The sequence below is a fragment of the Pseudomonas sp. R1-18 genome (assembly GCF_051132095.1).
Classification (GTDB): domain Bacteria; phylum Pseudomonadota; class Gammaproteobacteria; order Pseudomonadales; family Pseudomonadaceae; genus Aquipseudomonas.
Window position 1 is genome coordinate 2145390 of the sequence record NZ_CP071658.1, and the last position, 14248, is coordinate 2159637.

11 protein-coding genes are annotated in these 14248 nt (G+C 62.1%); 8 read left to right on the forward strand and 3 right to left on the reverse strand.

The annotated features are described in order from the left end of the window. Positions 1–6: 6 nt before the first annotated feature. Entirely contained in the window at positions 7–420 is a 414-nt protein-coding gene (locus J3P77_RS10015) for a GFA family protein (protein WP_434681439.1), read from the reverse strand. A 226-nt stretch (positions 421–646) separates the two neighbouring features. Here J3P77_RS10015 and J3P77_RS10020 point away from each other — a divergent pair, with 226 nt between their 5' ends. The 5 genes from J3P77_RS10020 to J3P77_RS10040 all read left to right on the forward strand — a co-directional run bounded on the left by J3P77_RS10020 (position 647) and on the right by J3P77_RS10040 (position 5896). Continuing rightward, entirely contained in the window at positions 647–1567 is a 921-nt protein-coding gene (locus J3P77_RS10020) for a LysR substrate-binding domain-containing protein (RefSeq protein ID WP_434681440.1), read from the forward strand. A gap of 215 nt (positions 1568–1782) precedes the next feature. After that, on the forward strand, positions 1783–2409 hold the full coding sequence (locus J3P77_RS10025) for an antibiotic biosynthesis monooxygenase (protein ID WP_434681441.1): 627 nt from the start codon (positions 1783–1785) through the stop codon (positions 2407–2409). Between the two features lie 139 nt (positions 2410–2548). Next, positions 2549–4387, forward strand: a complete 1839-nt coding sequence (locus tag J3P77_RS10030) for an amidohydrolase (RefSeq protein WP_434681949.1) — start codon at positions 2549–2551, stop codon at positions 4385–4387. A gap of 78 nt (positions 4388–4465) precedes the next feature. Then, the gene (ycaC, locus tag J3P77_RS10035; RefSeq protein WP_434681442.1) at positions 4466–5095 is read left to right on the forward strand and encodes an isochorismate family cysteine hydrolase YcaC; all 630 of its coding nucleotides are present in this window, start codon (positions 4466–4468) and stop codon (positions 5093–5095) included. 486 nt (positions 5096–5581) lie between these two features. After that, positions 5582–5896, forward strand: a complete 315-nt coding sequence (locus J3P77_RS10040; RefSeq protein ID WP_434681443.1) for a hypothetical protein — start codon at positions 5582–5584, stop codon at positions 5894–5896. Positions 5897–6148: 252 nt separating this feature from the next. Here the strand turns inward: J3P77_RS10040 and moaA are convergent, their stop codons facing one another. Both moaA and J3P77_RS10050 read right to left on the reverse strand, forming a co-directional pair. Beyond that, positions 6149–7147, reverse strand: coding sequence for a GTP 3',8-cyclase MoaA (moaA, locus tag J3P77_RS10045; protein WP_434681445.1), 999 nt, complete (start codon positions 7145–7147; stop codon positions 6149–6151). A gap of 88 nt (positions 7148–7235) precedes the next feature. Next, positions 7236–8600, reverse strand: coding sequence for a cation:proton antiporter (locus J3P77_RS10050; RefSeq protein ID WP_434681446.1), 1365 nt, complete (start codon positions 8598–8600; stop codon positions 7236–7238). A gap of 1198 nt (positions 8601–9798) precedes the next feature. On the opposite strand from J3P77_RS10050, the gene J3P77_RS10055 reads away from it, so the two are divergent. The 3 genes from J3P77_RS10055 to J3P77_RS10065 are packed head-to-tail and all read left to right on the forward strand — an operon-like array spanning position 9799 to position 14234. Continuing rightward, the gene (locus tag J3P77_RS10055; RefSeq protein WP_434681447.1) at positions 9799–11520 is read left to right on the forward strand and encodes a type I secretion system permease/ATPase; all 1722 of its coding nucleotides are present in this window, start codon (positions 9799–9801) and stop codon (positions 11518–11520) included. Then, complete coding sequence (locus J3P77_RS10060) at positions 11513–12883, forward strand: HlyD family type I secretion periplasmic adaptor subunit (RefSeq protein WP_434681448.1); 1371 nt, start codon at positions 11513–11515, stop codon at positions 12881–12883. The genes J3P77_RS10055 and J3P77_RS10060 overlap by 8 nt, the downstream gene beginning before the upstream one ends. 1 nt (position 12884) lies before the next feature. Continuing rightward, positions 12885–14234, forward strand: coding sequence for a TolC family outer membrane protein (locus tag J3P77_RS10065; protein WP_434681449.1), 1350 nt, complete (start codon positions 12885–12887; stop codon positions 14232–14234). Positions 14235–14248: the final 14 nt, after the last annotated feature.

Here is a 14248-nt window from a genome sequence, read left to right on the forward strand (position 1 = left end):
GCTACGCTAGTCACAGCGCGGCGGCTGGGCGTCGGCGGGGTGGTGAACCCCGTCCGAGGTTCCTACCGGGCCGAGGTCGAAGGGGTTCACGCCTTCCAGGCATCCTACGTTGTAGCCATATTCCTCCGGGTTCGAGCGCCGCTGGTGGTGCGTGTAGACCCCACAGTGGCCGCAGAAATAATGTTTCGCGGTCAGGGTGTTGAACTGATAGAGCTTGAGCATGCTTTGCCCATGCAGCAGGCGAATCCCGCCAGCGGCGACCGTGGCGACCACCGCTCCGCGGCGTCGGCACATTGAACAGTCGCAACGATACGGGTCGACGATGCCGTCCGGCAGGTCCAGCTCCAGCATGACCGCGCCGCAGTGACAGGACGCTCGATGAACAGGGTTGATTCGGGTCGGTCCGACTTTCTTGATCATGATTGAGGCTCCTTGTGCGTGGGTTGAGCGTAACCGCCCATTGCCGACCTTGCCCGTTCCACCCGACGAGGCCGGTGCGGTAAGGCGAGCAGGCGTGGATATTGCAGCACATCGATACAAGCCAGACGGCTTGCAAATGTGGCCAGCTAGGGCAAAGTCTCGTCCTGCTGCAGCCGCTGCCGGTTCGCTTGCAAACGTCCCGACCCCAACACTGCTGGAACCCTCCATGAATCGTAACGATCTGCGCCGTGTCGACCTCAATCTGCTGGTGATCTTCGAAGCCCTGATGTTCGAGCGCAACCTGACCCGCGTGGCCGAAAAACTGTTCATTGGCCAGCCGGCGGTGAGCGCCGCGCTGGGCCGGCTGCGCGACCTGTTCGACGACCCGCTGTTGCTGCGCAACGGCCGCGGCATGGAACCGACCGCTCGCGCGCTGACCATTCTGGAAGAAATCCGCCCGGCACTGGACACCATTTCCGGCGCGGTCAGCCGCGCCAAGGAATTCGACCCCGCGACCAGTTGCGACGTGTTCCGCATCGGGCTGTCCGATGACGCCGAGTTCGGCCTGCTGCCGCCATTGCTCAACCAGCTGCGTGAAGAGGCGCCGGGAATCATTGTAGTCATCCGTCGCGCCAACTATCTGCTACTCCCATCCTTGCTGGCTTCGGGCGAGATTTCGGTCGGGGTCAGCTACACCGTCGATCTGCCGGCCAATGCCAAGCGCAAGAAACTGCGCGACATCGGATGCAAGGTCATCCGTGGCGACTCCCGACCGGGCGAGCTGACTCTGGACGAATACTGCGAGCGCAAGCACGCCATGGTGTCGTTCTCCGGCGACCTGAGCGGCAATATCGACCTCGACCTTGCGCGGGTTGGCCGCGCCCGCAAGGTGGTGCTCGCCGTTCCGCAGTTCAACGGCTTGCGGGCGCTGCTGGCCGGTACCGAACTGATCGCGACAGTTCCCGATTACGCGGCCTGCGCCCTGGTTGAAGGCAGCCAGTTGCGCGCCGAAGACCCGCCGTTCCCCATCGTGCCGGCCGAGCTGGCGATGGTCTGGAGCGGCGTGCATGACAACGATCCGGCCGAGCGCTGGCTGCGCTCGCGCATCGCCGAGTACATGTCCGCGCCGCTGCAAATCCAGCCCTGACCAGCTGCGCTCCGAGGGCCGGTCGGGCAGCCGCGGGCCGCCGGCCGAGAACCATTCGCAAAGAAAGCACATCGATTCAATCATTGAAAACGTAGCGACGGCACTATCGCTTGCATCCAGGGTGCCGTCGTAACGCAAGCGCAAGGCCTGCCAGCACGCAGGCAACAGACGGCCCCGGAACCTGAATCCATTCGTGTTTGCCGGAGCCGCTGCTCATGTCCAATCCCCTTGTTGTCGACGCCCAGTCACGCGTCGTGAACAGCACCGTGTCCAACGAAGTCGTCACCCTGGTCATCAAGCACCGGGTCAAGGCCGGGCAAGAGGCGCAGTACGAAGAGTGGCTGCGTCGTATCGTGACTATCGCGGGCGGTTATCCCGGTCATCTGGGCGTCGATGTCATTCGCAGCACGTCGGCGGGCCTGCGGCTGTTTACCTGTGTCCTGCGCTTTCATTCCACCGAGGCCATGCAGAGCTGGCTGGACTCCGATGAGCGTCGCCGACTGGTCGAGGAAGCCGCGCCGATGCTGGCGGACGGTGATCAGACGCAGGTCAACCCGCACAACGAATTCTGGTTTACACCGGGCTCGGACGAGAGCACACAGCCGCCGCGCTGGAAGCAGGCGTGCGTGTCGTTTCTGGTGATTCTGCCGCTGACCCTGTTCGTGCCGCTGTTCTGGGGGCCGGTGTTCAGGCTCAGCCCGTGGCTGTCCGGTTATGTGGCCAGCACGGCGTTGGTGACCATCACCATCGTGCTGCTGGTGGTTTATCTGATGATGCCGGCCGCGACCCGACTGCTGGCGCCCTGGCTCAATGCACCGAAGCGCGGTACCTCAGGAAAATAAGCCCATGACAGACGAAAAAACCGATCTGCAGCGCCGCAGTTTCATCGCCAAGAGCTCATTGCTCAGCGCCGCCGCAGCGATTCTGCCTTCTCTGCCGTTCTCCGCTCTTGCCTCTCAAACATTCACCAAAGGTGCAGCAATGGATGTCGATCTGATTCTTTTCAACGGCCAGTTCCACACCGTCGATCGAGAAAAGCCCAAAGCCAGCGCCGTCGCGATCAGCGGCGGGCGTTTCGTGGCGGTCGGCACCGAGGCTGAAGTCATGGCGCTGCGCGGCAGCCAGACGCAAGTCATCGATCTGCAAAAACGCACCGTGATACCGGGCCTGAACGACTCGCACCTGCACCTGATCCGTGGTGGCCTGAACTACAACCTTGAACTGCGCTGGGAAGGCGTGCCGTCGCTGGCCGATGCCTTGCGTATGCTCAAGGATCAGGCAGACCGCACGCCGACGCCGCAATGGGTGCGGGTCGTGGGCGGCTGGAACGAATTCCAGTTCGCCGAAAAACGCATGCCGACGCTTGAAGAGCTCAATCAGGCAGCGCCGGATACCCCGGTTTTCGTTCTGCATCTTTATGACCGCGCCTTGCTCAACCGTGCCGCGCTGCGTGTTGCCGGCTACACCCGCGACACGCCGAACCCGCCGGGCGGAGAAATCGTGCGCGACAGCCAGGGCAACCCGACCGGCATGCTGGTGGCCAAACCCAATGCGATGATTCTCTACTCGACGCTGGCCAAAGGGCCGAAGCTGCCGCTGGAGTACCAGGTCAACTCGACCCGCCAGTTCATGCGTGAACTCAACCGTCTTGGCGTGACCAGCGCCATCGACGCCGGTGGCGGCTTCCAGAATTATCCGGACGACTACGCGGTCATCGAGCAGCTGGGCCGCGAAAAGCAGCTGACCGTGCGCATCTCCTACAACCTGTTCACGCAGAAACCCAAGGAAGAACTGGCGGATTTCAAGAACTGGACCAGCACCGTCAAGCTGCACCAGGGCGACGACTTCCTGCGCCACAATGGGGCAGGGGAGATGCTGACGTTCTCGGCGGCGGACTTCGAAGACTTCCTCGAACCGCGCCCGGACCTCGCTCCAGGCATGGAGCAGGATCTGGAGCCGGTAGTGCGCCACCTCGTCGAACATCGCTGGCCGTTCCGCCTGCATGCGACCTACGACGAGTCCATCAGCCGCATGCTGGATGTGTTCGAGAAGGTCAACCGGGACATCCCGTTCAACGGCCTGCCGTGGTTCTTCGACCACTGCGAAACCATCACGCCGAAGAACATCGAGCGGGTGCGGGCGCTGGGCGGCGGTATCGCCATCCAGGACCGCATGGCGTTCCAGGGTGAATACTTCGTTGATCGCTACGGCGCGAAAGCGGCGCAGATGACGCCGCCCATCAAGCGCATGCTGGCCGAAGGCGTGCCGGTCGGCGCGGGTACCGACGCGACGCGAGTGTCGAGCTATAACCCATGGACCTCGCTGTACTGGATGGTCAGCGGCCGGACCGTCGGCGGCCTGGAGCTGTATCCGGAAGGTCTGTCGCGAGACACCGCGCTGGAGTTGTTCACCCATGGCAGCGCCTGGTTCTCGTCCGAGCAGGGCAAGAAGGGCCAGATCAAGGTCGGCCAGCTCGCCGATCTGGTGGCGCTCTCGGCTGATTATTTCAGCGTCGACGAAGAAGCCATCAAATGGATTGAATCGGTGCTGACCGTGGTCGACGGCAAGGTCGTCTTCGGCTCCGGCGACTTCGAAAAACTCGCGCCCCCGGCGGTTCCGGTGCTCCCGGACTGGTCCCCGGTGGCCAAGGTGGCGGGGCACTGGCGCCCGACATCGCCGGTGCTGGCGCAGGTTCACCAGTGCAGCGGGCCCTGTGCTGTGCATTCCCATAGCCACGAGCGCGCGCGGCTTTCCAGCGTACCGGTCAGCGACTTCCAGGGTTTCTGGGGCGCCTTCGGCTGTTCCTGCTTCGCGTTCTGATCGTTTCAAGGCTGTTCTGCCTATGCGGCACCGATGCTTGCGCCGGTGCCGCCGGATACTCAACCCAAGGAGTCAATCATGAGCACTGCTATCCCTTACAAACGCCTCAACAAAGACGAAGCCGTTGTCCTGCTGGTCGACCATCAGACCGGTCTGATCTCTCTGGTGCAGGATTTCTCGCCCAATGAGTTCAAGAACAATGTGCTGGCACTTGCTGACATCGCAAAGTTCTTCAACCTGCCAACCATCCTGACCACCAGTTTCGAGAGCGGCCCGAACGGCCCGCTGGTGCCCGAGCTCAAGGAAATGTTCCCCGACGCGCCGTACATCCCGCGCCCCGGCCAGATCAACGCCTGGGATAACGAGGATTTCGTCAAGGCGGTGAAGGCGACCGGTCGCAAGCAATTGATCATTGCCGGCGTGGTGACCGATGTCTGCGTCGCGTTCCCGACCCTGTGCGCTCTGGCGGAAGGTTTCGAAGTGTTCGTGGTAACCGATTCCTCCGGTACGTTCAACGAGACGGTGCAGCAGGCGGCATGGGCGCGCATGAGCGCGGCGGGCGCGCAACTGGTCAACTGGTTCTCGGTGGCCTGCGAACTGCAGATCGACTGGCGCAATGACATGGAAGGCCTCGCCAACCTGTTGTCCCAGCGCATCCCCAACTACCGCAACCTGATCAACAGTTACAGCGCCTTTACCAGCAAGTAAAAACCCTCGCTCCTCGGCGCCGGCGTGACTGTACAGTCACGCCGGCGCTTTCTTTTGGGGCGGTCCGGCGATTATGTAGTGCATGAAAATAATCACTACATAATCATTGACGCCCCCGTTTTCGTTTTGCATTATGCAGCTGTCTCCCTGATCGGGAGGGCTGGAAATGTACAGAACAGGCTCGGCAAGCCGTCGAGATGTTTCAGGATGCAGGCTGCTCACAAGGCAGATTGATGAAGTTGACCCGGCACGACTGCGCGACAGCAAGAAGCTGGCGAAACCGCCTCATGACGCTTGTGGCCGATTCTTCGCAATCGATGGCCAAGTCGTTTGGTTTCACCACTTCTTCTCTCCCGGGTGCCGCGTGTAGCGGTTTTTCATCAAGGCTACCTGTATGTCCTTGGGGCTGACCGTATTCGATGAATCGTTCGGCACATGAACTTGCTGTATCCACTTGATCAGGCTTACGAGCGAAGGAGCATCAACATGAATATCACCCGTCACGTCACCCTTGATGAACTGGCTCGTCTGTTTGCAGCCCGTAAAGACACGCTGGACTGCCACCTGCTGTGGCTGTCGCATTCGGGCGAAGTGCATCTGGACCCGATGTCACCGTGCTCGCAGGAGAACGAGTTTCGCGACGCGCACCCCGATATGCGCGCCTGCGTGAAGATGTTCCGCCGTGGGCAGGGCTATGTAGGCAAGAAGGCCGCTGCCGACACTGCTTATCTGGAAGGAATAATGAACGACCTGAAAGCCGAGTGGCATCGCGCTCAGGGCCACGGAAGTCGCGTCGCATGACTGGAGGCCAGGAGCGCCCGCCAGGGCGCTTCGGCTGTCACCAAACGCCGGCTTGTGTATCAGGCTTGAAAAATTTCTTGTCCAAGCCTTGTACACATCCGTTTGAGTAATATAACTTTCAAACAGGGGTCAGCGGCGACGGCGCTGATGTGACCGGTTTCGGTCTAGACCAAACCGCTGATTCTCTCTGATTCGCGCTGAACGAAAAACGCCTCACAACGTGAGGCGTTTTTTTAAGGCTGAAGCAATTGCTCAGCCGCCGGTCATGTTCATGAAGCGCACCACCTGAACGTCATCGTTCAGCGTGAAGTTGTGGCTCCAGGGCTTGAGCTGCATCGCGTCGACGATGGCTTTCTCCAGCTTGTGGGGCTGGCCGGGATTGGCGCGCAGCACGGCTTTGAGATCGGCCGAGTGCTCGTTGCCCAGGCACATCAGCAAACGGCCTTCGACGGTCAGACGCACCCGATTGCAGGTTCCGCAGAAATTATGGCTGTGCGGCGAGATGAAACCGATGCGGATATCCGGCGCTTCAGCCAGACGCCAGTAGCGCGACGGTCCGTTGGTCGAATCTGCCGAAGGGACCAGCGTGTAGCGCTCGGCGATGCGCTCGCGCACCTGGTCGCTGGAATAAAACGACTCGGCGCGGCTGTGTTCGCTGATTGCACCCAGCGGCATTTCTTCGATAAAGGAAACATCCAGCTTGCGGTCAATGGCAAAGGCAAGCAGATCGTTGATCTCGTGGTCATTGCGGCCCTGCATCACCACGCAGTTGAGCTTGGTATGCGTGAACCCGGCGGCATTCGCCGCGTCGATGCCGGCGATGACCTTATGCAGGTCGCCGGTGCGGGTGAGTTCACGGAAACGGGCCGGATCCAGGCTATCCAGACTGATGTTGAGGCGGCTGACGCCGGCGTCAAACAGCGGGCGCGCCAAACGATCCAGCTGCGAACCGTTGGTGGTCATGCATAACTCGCGCAGGCCGGGCAGGGCGGCGATGCGTTCGCACAGACCCACTACACCCGAACGTACCAGCGGTTCGCCGCCGGTCAGGCGAATCTTTCTGGTGCCCAGGGCAACGAACCGCTCGGCAATCTGAAGGATTTCCTCCAGCGACAGGATCTGCTGCCGCGGCAGGAAGGTCATCTCTTCGGCCATGCAATACACGCAGCGGAAATCGCACCTGTCGGTTACCGACATGCGCAGATAATCGACTTTGCGGGCAAAGCGGTCCATCAGGACGTGATCTGACATTTCACCTTCTCAAAACGCTATGTGCGCAGCTTGCGCAGTCCGGCTGCGGGAGTCCAATCGCTTGTTGCGATGGCTTCATCGACTCGCTCTATGACTCGCCGTTGCGGCTCTCGTCCTTGCTGGGTGTGTAGCCTTCGTAGCGGTCCAGTAGCGGCTGGATGCTGATGCCGTGCACCAGGATGCTCAGCGCGACAACCGATAGGGTCAGGCCAATAATGACCCCTCCGCTGTCTTCCGGCAAACCATGAGTCAATGCAAAGCACAGATAGTAGAGACTTCCGATGCCGCGTATGCCGAACCAGCCCACCAGAGCTTTCTGCCGATGGTTTAGCAGGCGCCTGCCAATAAGCAGCCAGACCGCCGCCGGACGAATGATGCAGAACAGCGCCAGGCCAAGGCCGATGGCGCGCCAGTCCCAGTAAAGCGCAAGGGACGCGCCCAGCAAGGTGATCAGCAGAACTTCCATCGAACGCTCGACCAGGCTGCCGAAGGCCAGCATATCGCCCATCATCACCCCGGCGGCCAGTTGGGAATCGCTGAGTTCCTCGACCTCCGCCACGGTGGCTTTCTCCACGGATGACGTCATGTGGCCGATGACCGGTTGGGCGATGTGCTCAGATGGCACCTCCGAACGGGTAATGCGCGCTTCGGCCTGACGCAGGCCGAGCCCTGCGGTGAACACCGCGAGAAACCCGTAACCGCCAATCCAGTCGGCGGCGACGTACGACAGGGCGATTAGTGCCAGTGCCAGAAAGTCATTGGGCGATGCGGTGCTGTCACCGTTCTTGATGCGCAGAAAAATCATCAGATGGCCCACGCCCCGACCCATCGCGTAGCCCAGCAGCAGGCCGGCGGGTACTGCCCATAGCAGTTTTCCCAGCGCCCAGTGGGTCATCCAGTTTGGCTCCAGCGAGCTGGAACCGAGTACGAACAGTGCGAGGTAGACGAACGGGAAGGCGGTGCCGTCATTCAATCCTGCCTCGCCGGACAAACCGAAGCGTAAACGGTCCTGATCCTGGGCGTTGGTCACCTGCACCAGGCCGGCGAGCACCGGGTCGGTGGGTGACAGCATCGCGCCCAGCAGCAGCGACAGGCCCCACGACAGGCCAAGCAGGTAATGCGCGGCCACACAGGTGCCGGCGATAGTGGCGATCATCACCGGGCCGGCGAGCCAATAGGCCGAGTGCCAGGTCCTGTCGCGTAGCGGCAGGCGTAATTTGATCCCGGTGTTGAACAGCGAAAACAGCACGGCGACTTCGGTCAGCCGTTCCATCCAGCCGGCAGCTTTCGCAAAGTCCAGGTTGATCATTTGCAGACCCATGGGCCCGATGACGAACCCGAACGCAAGACATACGGCCGAGGTGGTTACCGGCATCCAGCGCAGGTAGGAAGAGGTCAGTGCGAGAAGCATCAACAGCGCGCCAAGCACGGTCATGCAGATTGTGAAGCTCATAAAGGCGGACCTTTGAGAATGTTGCAGAAACAGGGGCTTGGGCTTGTGACTGCGAGGTGGCGCAATAATTTGAAATATCTGCATAGCGTTGATCTGATGATCTGGCGCGGCGACAGCAAAGGTGGTGGATGCGGTGTGTCTGGCGTGCCCCGGATGGCTGATTTGCTGCCGCTGCGCGCCAGATCGCGGATAAATCCGCTCCTACGCCCTCCGGGCAGAAGCACGGAGATTGCTTTTGATTCTGCCCGGAGGGCGTGGGAGTCCAGCTTGCTGACGATCTGCCGGGAACCGGCAGCAATGGGGTAGGTGCGGTGTGTCTGGCGTGCCCCGGATGGCTGATTTGCTGCCGCTGCGCGCCAGATCGCGGATAAATCCGCTCCTACGCCCTCCGGGCAGAAGCAAGGAGACCGCTTTTGATTCTGCCCATAGGGCGTGGGAGTCCAGCTTGCTGACGATCTGCCGGGAACCGGCAGCACTGGGGCTGGTGCGGTGTGTCTGGCATGCCACGGATGGCTGATTTGCTGCCGCTGCGCGCCAGATCGCGGATTAATCCGCTCCTACGCCCTCCGGGCAGAAGCACGGAGATCGCTTTTGATTCTGCCCATAGGGCGTGGGAGTCCAGCTTGCTGACGATCTGCCGGGAACCGGCAGCAATGGGGCTGGTGCGGTGTGTCTGGCGTGCCAGGGATGGCTGATTTGCTGCCGCTTCGCGCCAGATCGCGGATAAATCCGCTCCTACGCCCTTCGGGCAGAAGCACGGAGAGTGCTTTCGATTCTGCCCGGAGGGCGTAGGAGTCCAGCTTGCTGACGACCTGCCGGGAACCGGCAGCACTGGGGCAGGTGCGGTGTGTCTGGCGTGCCCCGGATGGCTGATTTGCTGCCGCTTCGCGCCAGATCGCGGATGAATCCGCTCCTACGCCCTCCGGGCAGAAGCACGGAGATCGCTTTTGATTCTGCCCTGAAGGCGTGGGAGTCCAGCTTGCTGACGATCTGGCGCGCAGCGGCAGCAACAGTCAAAAGATCCTGCGCCCCGGCACTTATGTGGCGAAATGCTGTCACATCCACGCGCTCAGGATCGGGCGCGTTTGACACGCTTGGAGCAATTTGGCGGGGCCCTCCCGCCGAGCGAGCATCATCCGGGGAACCCCGCGCAAGGAATGCGGCCAGCACAGACCTATTTCTCATCGGTTGACACTCTATGCGCTTTCTCCTTGACCCCCGTCATGACATTGATGCAGCTCTGCTTGGCTATCGCCGGGTGTTCTGGGCGCTGGCGCTGTTCAGCGGAGTGATCAACCTGCTGGTGCTGGTGCCGTCGCTGTACATGATGCAGGTCTACGACCGCGTGCTGACCAGTCGCAACGAAACCACGCTGTTCATGCTGACCCTGATCGCGCTGGGCCTGTTCCTGTTCAGCGGGCTGATCGAGTGGGTGCGGGGGCAGGTGATGATCCGTATGAGCGCGGGTCTGGATGACGCATTGGGCGAGCGCGTCTTCGATGCCGCCTTCGCTCGCAGCCTGCGCGAGCACAACGCCAATCCGGCGCAAGTGCTCAGCGATCTTGCCACTCTGCGCCAACTGATCACCGGGCAAGGCCTGATCGCCTTGCTCGATGCGCCCTGGCTGCCGATTTTTCTACTGGTGGCATTCATTTTTCATCCCTGGTTCGGCGTGCTCACGCTGGTACTCGCGCTGGTCCTGATCGGTCTGGCGCTCTGGGGTGAGCTGGCTACCCGAACGCGGCTGGGCGAAGCCAACCGGCTGGGCGTGCAATCCGCTGCGTACGTCAACAGCACACTGCAAAACGCCGAAGTCATCCAGGCGCTGGGCATGCTGGGCCCTTTGCGTGATCGCTGGAGCCTGATGCAACAGCGCATCATCGCGGCTCAGGCGCACGCCAGCGATCGCAGCGCGCGCATCACCTCCGCGACGCGCTTTGTGCGGATTTCCGGCCAGTCGCTGTCGTTGGGGCTGGGTGCCTTGCTGGTGCTCGAAGGTCAGTTGTCGGCGGGCATGATGATCGCTATGTCGCTGTTGCTTGGGCGGGCGCTTGCGCCAGTGGAAATCGCGATTGGCTCGTGGAAACAGTTCACTTCCGGGCGTCAGAGTTATCAACGGCTGAGCCAATTGCTGCACCAGCATCCCCGCCAGCCGCTGCGCATGCCGCTGCCTCCGCCCAGTGGCGCGCTGCGCCTGGAACAACTCTATGCCGGGCCGCCCGGTGCTACTCAGCCGAGCCTGCGGGGCATCAATCTGGCGCTGAAGAAAGGTGAAGTGCTGGCCGTCATCGGCGCCAGCGCCAGCGGCAAATCGACCCTGGCCCGGGCGATGGTCGGTGTCTGGCCGCCGATGGGTGGTTCGGTGCGCCTGGACGACGCCGAGATCAGCCAGTGGACGCACGACGCGCTGGGCCCGTACCTCGGTTATCTGCCTCAGGATATCGAGCTGTTCGACGGTAGCGTGGCCGACAACATTGCTCGCTTTGGTGAGCAGGACGCCGAGAAAATCATCGCCGCCAGCCGCCACGCCGGGATTCACGAGATGATTCTGCGTTTTCCCAAAGGCTACGATACGCCACTCGGTCCCGGTGGCCTCGGTCTGTCCGGCGGGCAGAAGCAGCGTCTTGGCCTGGCTCGGGCGCTGTACGGCAACCCTTCGCTGATCGTGCTCGATGAACCCAATTCCAATCTGGACGAAGCCGGCGAACTGGCGCTCATCCAGGGCATTTCCACTCTCAAGGCGGCTGGTAGCACAGTGGTGCTGATCACCCATCGGCCGAGCGTGCTGGCCGTCGCCGACTACATTCTTCTGCTTAAAGACGGCACGCAGCAGGCCTTCGGGCCCCGAGATACCGTGCTCAAAGCGCTGATGCCCGCCGCCAAGGCGCCGGCTGTTCGGGAGGCTGGCAGCAATGTGTGACGTGACCCCGACAAAAGAAGCGCGCAGCGAGCATCGCTTGAGCGTGCGCAGCCCCGACGCATTGCCGCAGGCCAGTACAGACGCGGGCAGCGCGGCGCGCTATGGCGTTGGCTTTCTCGCGGTAGCGCTCGGCGGTTTCCTGTTGTGGGCTTGCCTGGCACCTCTGGATCAAGGGGTCATCGGCAGCGGCAAGGTAGTGGTTGCCGGCGAGCGCAAGGCTGTGCAGTCGCGGGTCGGCGGCGTGGTCGAAAAAATGTATGTCAGCGACGGTGATCGCGTTGTTCAAGGGCAGTTGCTGGTGCAGCTCAACACGCTGCAGGCGCAGGCCCAGCTGGACGTCACGCTGGGCAAGTTGCTCAACGATCGCAGCATTGAGGCGCGGCTGATCGCGGAGCGCATGGGCGAGTCGACAATCCAGTGGCCCGCCGAGTTGCTGGAGCGGGCCAATGAACCGCGTGTCAAGGCGGCCATGGCGTTGCAGAGCCAGCTGTTCCAGACCCGGCGCGCCGAACTCGGCAGCCGCCTGCAGATCCTCGAACACGAGGTGCAGTCGCTGCAGCAGCAACTACGTGGTTACGAAGGCGTGAAGCGAAATTACGATGCGCAGATGCAGTTCCAGCAGCAGGAGCTGGTGGGCTTGCGCGATCTTGCCCGCGAAGGCTACGTGCCGCGCAACAAGCTGTTCGAGGCCGAACGCAACGCCGCGCAATTGGCCGGGCAAATCGCATCGGGTGTTGGCGACATCGGCAAGACTCGCCAGGCCATTAACGAAAGCCGCCTGAAAATTCTGCAAACCCAGCAGGAATTTCGTCGCGACGCCGAAACCCAGCTCAGCGAGGTGTCCGCTGAAGCGGCAGGCTTCGCCGATCAGATTCGCGCCCTGCAATTCGAAGTCGACAACGGCGCCATTCGCGCGCCGGTGGCCGGTCAGGTCATGGATTTGAGCATTCATACTGAAGGCGGCGTCGCTCAGGCGGGCCAGACGCTGATGCAGGTGGTGCCGCTCGATGCGCCGATGGCGATTACCGCGCGCTTCGAACCGCTGATGGCCAACAAGCTGCGGCCGGGGTTACCGGTGCACGTACATTTCACCGCGCTGCAACGGGTCGATACGCCCACGGTGACCGGGACAGTCAGCACGGTATCGGCCGACCAGTTGCTTGATGAGCAGACGCATCAGCCGTACTTCTCCGCCAAGGTCGACATTCCCGCCGACACCATGGCTGCGCTGCAGAGCGCAGGTCTGCTGGTGCGTCCCGGCATGCTTGCCGATGTCACCGTGGTCACCGGCGAACGCACCCTGATGAACTACCTGATGAAACCTCTGCGCGAACGTCTGATCGCCGCTTTCAAAGAAGAATGACATGACTCATCGCAATCGCTATGGCCTGCAATTGTTCATGGGCCTTTGTGTCGGCTGGGCTGGATCGGCTCCGGTTCTGGCGGCAGGGGCAGGCTTGAGCCTGACCGCCGCGTACGATGCCTCGCGGGCCAATGATCCGACTCTGCAGTCGGCCAGCCACGCGTACGAAGCCTCCCGGCATGAGGAGGACATCGGTCGCGGCGGCCTCTATCCGCAGCTGTCGCTGAGTTCGCGGTACGGCAGCGGCGGGCGCACCGACGGTGGCGATGACACCGGCTACGTCAACAGCAATGACTATCAGGCCAACAACGTGACCCTTGCCGCGCAGCAGCCGCTGTACGACAAGGCGCGCTGGGCTGCCTATCAGGTAGGCAAGGCGCGAGGCGCGCTCGGTGTCGGGCAGTTCGACGTCGCCAGCCAGAGCCTGTTCGATCGGGTAGCCAAGAGTTACTTCGACGTCGCTCGGGCAGAAAACGAAATAAAGTTGATCGGCCAGCAGAAGTCGGCCATCGCCGGTCTCGTCATCCAGAGCAAAAAGCTTTATCAGGCGGGGCAGGGTGCAATCACCGATATCGATGAAGCTCAGGCGCGACTTGATCTGGTGGAGGCGCAGGAAGCCGAAGCCCAGGCTCGCCGGATCGCCGCGCTGCGCGCGCTGGCCGGGCGTACCAAAATGCCCGTGGATGACATTCAGCCGATGCGTGAGCAAGTGGACGCCAGCGGGCCCATCCCGCCGGAGCAGGACTTGCCCTACTGGACAGCGGTGGCCCGCGATGCAAGCCCGGAGCTGGCGGCGCGCCTGGCCGCGGTGAAAGTGGCCGAAGCCCAGGCGGACACCCAGCGTGCCGGGCATTACCCGACTTTGTCGTTGACTACGCAGTTGACGCGCCGCGAAACCCGTCAATACCAGGAGCTCGATCCGCGCCAGGACACTTACTACGTTGGTGTGCAGCTGGACATTCCTCTCTACCGTGGCGGAGCGGTACGCGCTTCGGTCGCTAAGGCCGAGGCGCAACTGGCCGGCGCGCAGTCCGACTACGACGTGCAGCGTCAGCAGCTGGCCGAAGACATCGAAACGGATTACCTGGGCGTGGTGGCCGGTTTCACCAAGAGCAAGGCGATGCAGCGCGCGGTCGAGTCCAACCAGCGGGCGCTGACCTCCACCGAGAAGGGTTTTCAGGGTGGCGTGCGCTCGACCGTGGACATTCTCGATGCCCAGCAACGGTTGTTCCAGGCGCGCCGAGATCTGCTCAACACCAAGCTCGACATGCTGCAGAGCTACGTGAGCCTGCACACCCACACCGGGCAGATGAACCGCGCAGTGCTTGAGAAGGTGCAGAGCCTGTTCTGAATCGACCCAGACTT

Excerpts from the sequence above, each read along its gene's own strand:
- moaA (WP_434681445.1), bottom strand. The coding sequence starts at position 7,147 with ATGTCAGATCACGTCCTGATGGACCGCTTTGCCCGCAAAGTCGATTAT.
- J3P77_RS10040 (WP_434681443.1), top strand. The coding sequence starts at position 5,582 with ATGAATATCACCCGTCACGTCACCCTTGATGAACTGGCTCGTCTGTTT.
- J3P77_RS10055 (WP_434681447.1), top strand. The coding sequence starts at position 9,799 with ATGCGCTTTCTCCTTGACCCCCGTCATGACATTGATGCAGCTCTGCTT.
- J3P77_RS10030 (WP_434681949.1), top strand. The coding sequence starts at position 2,549 with ATGGATGTCGATCTGATTCTTTTCAACGGCCAGTTCCACACCGTCGAT.
- J3P77_RS10060 (WP_434681448.1), top strand. The coding sequence starts at position 11,513 with ATGTGTGACGTGACCCCGACAAAAGAAGCGCGCAGCGAGCATCGCTTG.
- J3P77_RS10015 (WP_434681439.1), bottom strand. The coding sequence starts at position 420 with ATGATCAAGAAAGTCGGACCGACCCGAATCAACCCTGTTCATCGAGCG.
- ycaC (WP_434681442.1), top strand. The coding sequence starts at position 4,466 with ATGAGCACTGCTATCCCTTACAAACGCCTCAACAAAGACGAAGCCGTT.
- J3P77_RS10065 (WP_434681449.1), top strand. The coding sequence starts at position 12,885 with ATGACTCATCGCAATCGCTATGGCCTGCAATTGTTCATGGGCCTTTGT.
- J3P77_RS10050 (WP_434681446.1), bottom strand. The coding sequence starts at position 8,600 with ATGAGCTTCACAATCTGCATGACCGTGCTTGGCGCGCTGTTGATGCTT.
- J3P77_RS10020 (WP_434681440.1), top strand. The coding sequence starts at position 647 with ATGAATCGTAACGATCTGCGCCGTGTCGACCTCAATCTGCTGGTGATC.
- J3P77_RS10025 (WP_434681441.1), top strand. The coding sequence starts at position 1,783 with ATGTCCAATCCCCTTGTTGTCGACGCCCAGTCACGCGTCGTGAACAGC.